At 42.6% G+C, this 7392-nt stretch carries 6 protein-coding genes; 5 read left to right on the top strand and 1 reads right to left on the bottom strand.

The window, feature by feature from the left end:
* The first annotated feature begins 226 nt into the window (after positions 1–226).
* From ACYVHX_RS28250 to ACYVHX_RS28240, 3 genes are all read left to right on the top strand, one after another.
* Positions 227–1960: a caspase family protein gene (locus tag ACYVHX_RS28250; protein WP_460675068.1), complete on the top strand. Its 1734-nt coding sequence runs from the start codon at positions 227–229 to the stop codon at positions 1958–1960.
* 528 nt (positions 1961–2488) lie between these two features.
* Positions 2489–2944, top strand: coding sequence for a YdeI/OmpD-associated family protein (locus ACYVHX_RS28245; RefSeq protein WP_460675067.1), 456 nt, complete (start codon positions 2489–2491; stop codon positions 2942–2944).
* Positions 2945–3111: 167 nt separating this feature from the next.
* Positions 3112–3564, top strand: coding sequence for a DUF1579 family protein (locus ACYVHX_RS28240; protein ID WP_460675066.1), 453 nt, complete (start codon positions 3112–3114; stop codon positions 3562–3564).
* 204 nt (positions 3565–3768) lie between these two features.
* Here ACYVHX_RS28240 and ACYVHX_RS28235 read toward each other — a convergent pair whose 3' ends face one another.
* Entirely contained in the window at positions 3769–4275 is a 507-nt protein-coding gene (locus ACYVHX_RS28235) for a hypothetical protein (RefSeq protein ID WP_460675065.1), read from the bottom strand.
* Between the two features lie 250 nt (positions 4276–4525).
* Between ACYVHX_RS28235 and ACYVHX_RS28230 the strand changes: the two genes are divergently transcribed.
* Positions 4526–5656 carry a hypothetical protein gene (locus tag ACYVHX_RS28230; RefSeq protein WP_460675064.1) on the top strand — a complete coding sequence of 377 codons (1131 nt, stop codon included), beginning with the start codon at positions 4526–4528 and terminating at the stop codon, positions 5654–5656.
* A gap of 833 nt (positions 5657–6489) precedes the next feature.
* The gene (locus ACYVHX_RS28225) at positions 6490–7329 is read left to right on the top strand and encodes an AraC family transcriptional regulator (RefSeq protein WP_460675063.1); all 840 of its coding nucleotides are present in this window, start codon (positions 6490–6492) and stop codon (positions 7327–7329) included.
* Positions 7330–7392 lie beyond the last annotated feature (63 nt).

Here is a 7392-nt window from a genome sequence, read left to right as displayed (position 1 = left end):
GCTTAAAGTATCTCTTCTCTTTTCACCCGCATCTGTCCACTTTAAGTTGACGATATACATTTTAACTTACCCATTTTCCTCTTGAAAATATTTCTGTGTCTGGGACTATTGATTAAAAATCAAACTGAAACTCGATCACCTGTCTATCCCTAGGACTTATCATTTGTAAATTTAGGTTAATCAATCTATATTACCCTTCTAATTACTAGGCACTTATACTGGCAAAATGGATACTTCGAACTTCAGAGGTGGCGGTTTTGAGACTACAGATATAAACCAGCCGAAGGGTCGAACTCATTTTTTGGGCATTGCCATCAATGCCTATCATCACTTCACTCCCCTCAGAAACGCAGTTAATGATCTCGACACCATCCTTAAAGTGCTGTTAAAGTATTATGACTTTGAGGAAGCAAACGTCACCTTGCTGAAGGATGAGAAGGCAACACGAAAGAAAATACTAAATACACTGTATAATTACACCCGCTCAAGTGTTCTGGGAGCCGACGATAAACTCCTGATCTATTATGCGGGCCATGGCTGTCTAGATGAGAATGAGGATGGGTATTGGGTACCCGTCGAATCCGAGCAGGACGATATTGACTCCTTTTTACCTAATCTCAATGTCCAGTCCTATATTAAGAACATGAAGTGTCGGCATGTTTTGTTGATTTCTGATTCGTGTTTCTCAGGTTCGCTTTTAGTACCCGGACGTGATTCTTCCACAGATACCCTCATTGCTGAGAAACTAGAAACTCGAAAATCCCGCTGGGTAATCACCTCTGGTGGCCGTAATGACGTCGTATCTGATGGAGTAGAAAATAGTCCGTTTGCCAAAGCCCTAATATCAGAGCTCCGGTATAACCAAAAAGCCAAATTAACCGCTGATGAATTGGCCCTTCGAGTGCGAAGTAATACTCGGGCTAACTCCTTACAAATCCCGCAGGGCAGTCGATTGTATGGCGCGGGGGATGATCTCGGGCAATTCGTCTTTAACCGTTATGACTTTGAAACTACTAGTTGGCAGGCGGCAGTGCTAGCCGATACTATTTTAGACTATCAAACCTTCCTTAAAAATTTTCCAACTAGTCTCTATCGAAATGAAGCTGAAAAACGGATACTAACCATATCAGATGAGCCTACTTCCAAAGCAAAAATAGCTTCACCAGTTGATAAACCACCACCAATTCCTGTCTCTACAGACCAGATTCTTAAAGAGCAGGCGATGCGTGATCCCGGTATGCAAAAAGAAGAAATGGTAAAACATATTGAGAAATTAAATACGCCTTCAGCTAATGAAGTCCAAATACTTCCAAATCAAGAGGCCAAAAAAGAAAGTGACGCTGATATTGGCTGGAAATGGGTTATTGTTATTGTTTTAGTAGCGCTTATAATACTACTTTTTACAAATAAGCCATTTAAAATCTCGGAAAGTTCAGTTAATAAAAATGATACAGATTCAATTTCAAATGTTTCATTGGCAGCTGATACCGCACTTAGTAGTCAAAATCCCGAATACTTCAAAGCCTTAACTTTCTACGAAGCGAAGAATTACAAAGCTGCTCTACCAATTTATCAACGGTTAGCCAAAAGCGGAGATAAGCTATCCCAATTTCAATTAGCCTACATGTACAATTTGGGCCTTGGCGTAAAAAAAAATTATTTTCAAGCTGCTAACTGGTATCTCAAATCTGCAGAACAGGGAGATGCAAACGCGCAGTTTAATTTGGGTGTTCTTTATAACAATGGGGATGGTGTTAAACAAAGTTATAGTCAGGCTGCAAAATGGTACCAAAAATCAGCCGATCAAGGATATGCCTCGGCCCAGTACAATTTGGGTATTCTATATTATAAAGGCACAGGGGTTAGAAAAGACGTAGAGCAGGCGAAAATATGGATTGAAAAAGCGGCTGATACTGGTGACTCTGACGCTAAAAAATTCCTAGAAACAAACTATAAATGAAATTGTAAGGATTTACTTCTTTAACAGCATCTCGTACTGAATCGTACTTCTCGTACCTGGTACGATTGGTACGAGCAGGTACGAATATTTAATAAGCATCTCTCGAGTTTCAGTCACCCAACTTGTCTAGAAACGCGCCCTCACCACAGCCGCTACTTTATTTCGATTATCAACTGCTACTTAAATTGAAGTATAATCCAATTTAAGTACTACTGACTAAGAGAAATCATTGATTTTGAGTAGCTTTTTAAGCAAGGATACATTGCTTACCCGTGCAATTATGGATAAAAAAAATCAGCTAGTACAAATAATGCATTTTTTGTCTCACGCTGGGAGCGTTTCTATGAGAAAAATAGGGGAGGCATTAATTCAACCTTGCTGATCAGCCAATGCACTATTTGTCGCAAACGCCCTACTCTTTGTCGTTTTTACCCATCCGTCATCAGGCTATTCTAGCTAAATTTGCTTTGAAAGCCAATTCAGCGATCTGAATGATATCCAAATGCCTATTTACAATTTTTCGATCGAATGAAAAACGATATTACATTTGAAACTACCCTTTTACAGACCGGTAATAACACTGGCATTCACCTGCCGGATGAGGTTATGCAGCAACTTGGGGCAGGAAAGAGGCCACCGGTTCTAGTGACTATCAACCACTTTTCCTACTCAACTACCGTTGGGGTAATGAATGGTGCCTGTATGATTCCGGTGAGTGCTGCTGTTCGCAGCAGCGCCGGCGTAAAAGGAGGCGATCCTATTATAGTGAAGGTACGTCTGGATTCGGAACACCGAGCGGTGGAGGTGCCCATCGACTTTCAGCAGGCGCTTAATACCAACGAGGCGGCCAGAGCCTTTTTTGACGCGCTTTCGCCGAGTGCGAAAAAGAAGTATGTCACCTTGATAGAAAGCGCCAAAACGGATGAAACTCGCCTTAAACGAATAGAAAAAGCCCTAACAGATCTAATCGACGGAAAAAAGTGAACAGGATAGTTTGTTTTACTTTCTGATATATGAAGAAAATTTCGTCTCGCATTGAGAAATTTTGTGAAACTCCTACCCTCCAGGCACCCCTACCCGGGATTTGCGTAGATCGGCTTTCATAGGTTCACTTTTTTACCGCTTTAACTATTCAGATATCCAAGCCTATTATGGAATCGACTACGCAAACATCCAACCTCAAGCTATTAGACGTGCTGGTTGGCAAATGGAATACCACGGGCCAGGTAAGAGCTACTTCATCTACCCCGGCAAGTACCATCATTGGAACGGATAACTATGAATGGATTCTGAACAATCTCTTTCTGTTGCATCGAGTGGATGTCCAGATTGGCCAACAAAAAGTAGAGGCTATTGAACTGATTGGCGACGATGGAACCAATGGTCAAACGTATGCGATGCGCTCGTTTGACAATCAAGGCAAATTTGCCACCATGGAGGCTCAACGCAATCAAGACGGCACGTTTACGTTTACGGGTGAATCAGAGCGAACAACCCTGACCATACACGAAGGTGGTCACCATATGGAGGCCCATTGGGAGCGCTTAGCGGATAATTCAACGTGGGTCGCCTGGATGGATCTGAATCTGATCAGGGCTACTTAATCAGAGAAGTATACTACCTGAAGACTTCATACCGCAATTCCTATAATCACTTACCCTAGGTCACAAATGCAGGTACGCTCAGATTAACACCGAATGATTCATGCATCAAAAAAGGAGCCTATTCTTAAGCCTTTTCCCCAATGATCGCTCGATTCTTACCAGGCGACTGACAGTCGAATTCAGGGTCAACAATCCACTATTTGATTATGTACCGGCCATGATTGACATATAATAATTGGCGCAGTGTACGCAAGTTAGAAGTAGTATTTCTTTGCGCGGTAAAGATGCAAAAACATCAGACGTCTGAATCTGATATTCGTAATTCAAATTGATCCATTTTACATGTGGCTTCATGACCAGCAATTCAGTGGCATCCTGGTCGATAAGGAGAAATGATTCTTTAAAAACACCTCGGTGCTTAAAACTATATTCTTGCTGATGGTCATTGAAATAGGTTTGCAAGGTGATACTTCCATTCCAGTTCATGAAGAACTTCAGCAGCACCGTATCGCCCCCTTTTAGTTCAATGGTTGATCCCCAAAATCCCTTTGGAATCATCTGATAGGTTGAATGATTGGCTAGGTCAATGGCAGCCGTAAACTGGAACCAGTTTTTGTAGGTAAGTTTTCCAATCATTTCATCGTCCTGGGTCAACTCAAACGATAATGCGTTGGTTGACTTTGCCTGATAGTCGGCCATAAGGGTTTTCATTGTCGAACGTGTTTAGCGGATCTGATTAATTGAAAGGCTGAATCAGCCAACAGAAACCGGCTTCGCTTCCTGCTGTTTCGGTATGAAATTTCCATTATTTTTAGTTGTAAAGTCAAGGCTCCCACTTTGTTTAGTTGTGTGTAGCGATACTTACACAGATTTACACACCTTTCTCTGCCGAACACAAAATGAGTAATCCATCCATTTTCGGCGCTTTCTCATCGGACGTGACTTTTAATTTGATTTGTTTATGGTTACCGATCGCCTGCTGTTTGAAAAATTGTGGAACGATGTCCTGCACCAGTATTTTCGGGAAGAATTAGCGCTGGAATTCAATGATCCGCAAAACCCAGCGGCCCCCATGAATCAGGTGTTGGGGAACATGCGCAATGCCAAAGGAGAAGAAATATGGGCCAAATTCAGCCCCCATTTCGGTAAAAACCGGTTACCGGAATATGTCGCCCTGAAAACCGGACACCGATTCAGTGGCAGCAATTACCGGAATCATTACGATAATCTACTTAAGAAAAAGGCTGATATCAATGCCAATCCGGAGTTTTTTCAGGCACTGGCAAAAACGCTGGGTTATCCGGATTTTAATGCGTATAAAATTGCCTATGAGTCAGCGCTGAATTCAGTACAAAATGAAACGGAAAAAGCTGACGCCGACGCCACACTGACCATTCAGAGCCTGGGGGCAACTAATCAACGTCTCCAGAATCGCATCCGTTGGACGAAAGGGTTTGCGATCATAACGGTTGGTTTGCTGCTGACACTAAGCTGGATAGTAGTTACTAAACAGCCCTGCGCCATTCCCAAGGGACACATCATTCGAAAGAGAGCGCATATTTCGACGTTAGCCAAAGGCGTCATGGGTAATTGGTACAGCTATAACCGTACGTACGAAGCCCGGGGAAAATCAGACCCCTATATTTTTAATCGGATGGCCTGGTCGATTGCCTTTGATCAAGACGGTTATCTCACCTTCGAACGGTACTGGAAAGCCATGGATTTCGCCGGCTGGATTGAATTTATCGATGGTGCGATTCCTCAACTCCATTTTTTCATGAGTGTTTACCAAAAGGGGAACGGTCGAAAAGAGGCCATTGGTTATCGCCATTTTAATTGTGGCCTATGGGGCGAAAACCACGATTGGCTTCGAGCGGATACGTTAATCTGCATTTGCACGACGTACGATTTTAGTGCCAGCGGTCTGGGCGAACCATTAGCCAGCCGTGAATTACTCATTCGACAAGCCGGTATTTCATTTGATTCACTCAAAAAAGGGACCGCCAGCCTAACCATGGAGAATAGGACCTGGTTAGATAAAATCTTACCAAAGAAGAACAGTTATATTTTTCAAAAGCCCGGTGAATTTTAATAGCGCCCCCCAAATAGAACAGTATTGATCGATGATCAATTCGTAAAGGAAATCTATCGGGCCACTGATGCGGTAGTGCTTCCGAGCGGCAGATGAAATCATCAAAACTCATGTACGGATCAATAGCATTAAAATGTCTATGAAATTGCCACCTTTTATGTGACAGTAACCTACCAAAACGCGTAAGCCTTCGCGGATTAATCCAACGGTCTCAAATTGTCGTCTTCCAAACCAATTTCTCGTTTTGAATAAAGCAGTTGAGTTCGTAACACCCTTTATTGTCTTTCTACTAATATGCAAAGTGTGCAAACCGTACAAACTTGCAAAGAAATGGAAATCAAGAAGTTTAAAGCATAGTTTACGGTTTATCGTACCTATTCGTACTTCTCGTACCGGTACGATTGGTACGAGATAGTACGAATTACAAATTCTAGAATTTGTTCGATTTTCCTCTCAAAGAACTTCATCATCACAGCTGTACTTCATCTCGATTATTTATTTATACTCAGATCGAAGTATAATCCATTTTAAGTACCACTGACTAAGAGAAATAATTGGTTTTGAGTAGCTTTTTAAGCAAGGATGCATTGCTTACCCGTGCAATTATGGATAAAAAAATTAGCTAGTACAAATAATGCATTTTTTGTCTCACGCTGGGAGCAAATTGTAAGATTATTGCAAAGGCTAAATGCTTCTTTTTATTCTAGCTACTTTTCATGTTTCACTCCATATAGCACCAAGGAATGAATAGAAACCTGACCCATAGCTAATCCCAACTTGTAATACGTGCCGTTAATCGATATATTTTCGCAGAAAAGTAAATGAATATCTGTATGGATGCCATACTGGGCAAAGGCAAGTTTACGCATCCGGGATTGCAGCAATTCGTGCTTCGCTACGAAGTGGTTCGCTTTGTATTCGGGAAAAACGTAGCACCGCCCACCAAGTATTTTGCTCCTCGGCCTGAACAGTCGCTTACGTTCTACCCACGAGATCCCCAACGGTTTCGCTATGTCGATAAAGGGACTATCGTCACCTATCCCCACGCCATTGTTCATGGGATGCACACCGTACCTATTTATCGCTATGGCGGCCATGATTTTCTGGCGATTCGAATTGTATTTCAACCGGGAGCGCTGTACCGGCTCACGGGTATTCCATCGCCCGAATTGTCTAATACATTTGTGGATGCCGAAGCCATCTGGTCTTCAGCCATTCGGATCGTTTCCCAGCGACTCAATAGCTGTAATAATATGACGGAGATGTTACAGATCATCGAGTCCTTTCTGGTGAATGTTGTGCACGCATTTCGCAAACAGCATCATGCAGTTGACGTAATCAGTACATTGATTTTAAACCAGCGGGAACATATTTCGCTCGACCAACTGGCCGACCTGTCGTGCCTGAGCGTACGGCAGTTTATCCGTAAGTTTGAGGAACGCATCGGCCTCAGCCCGAAACAGTTCGACCGGATTGCCCGCTTCGATAAAGCATTTCGCATGCGGAATAAATATCCCTCGCTCGACTTGCTCAGCATCGCTGTTTCCTGCGGTTACTATGACTATCAACACTTTGCCAAAGATTGTAAAGAGCTTACGTATCTAGCACCCACGTCGTTTTTTGAAGAAGACCTAAAAGCCGCCGAACACGTATTCGGGTTGCGGGAAAAGTGAAAAATGTCACTTTTTTACCAGTGCTATCTTGGTCTATACCGATAGTTTTGCTAAAGAATCATT

The organism is Larkinella ripae (assembly GCF_054780775.1).
Note: the sequence above shows the minus strand (reverse complement) of the source record. Positions and strands in the feature narration are given on the sequence as shown.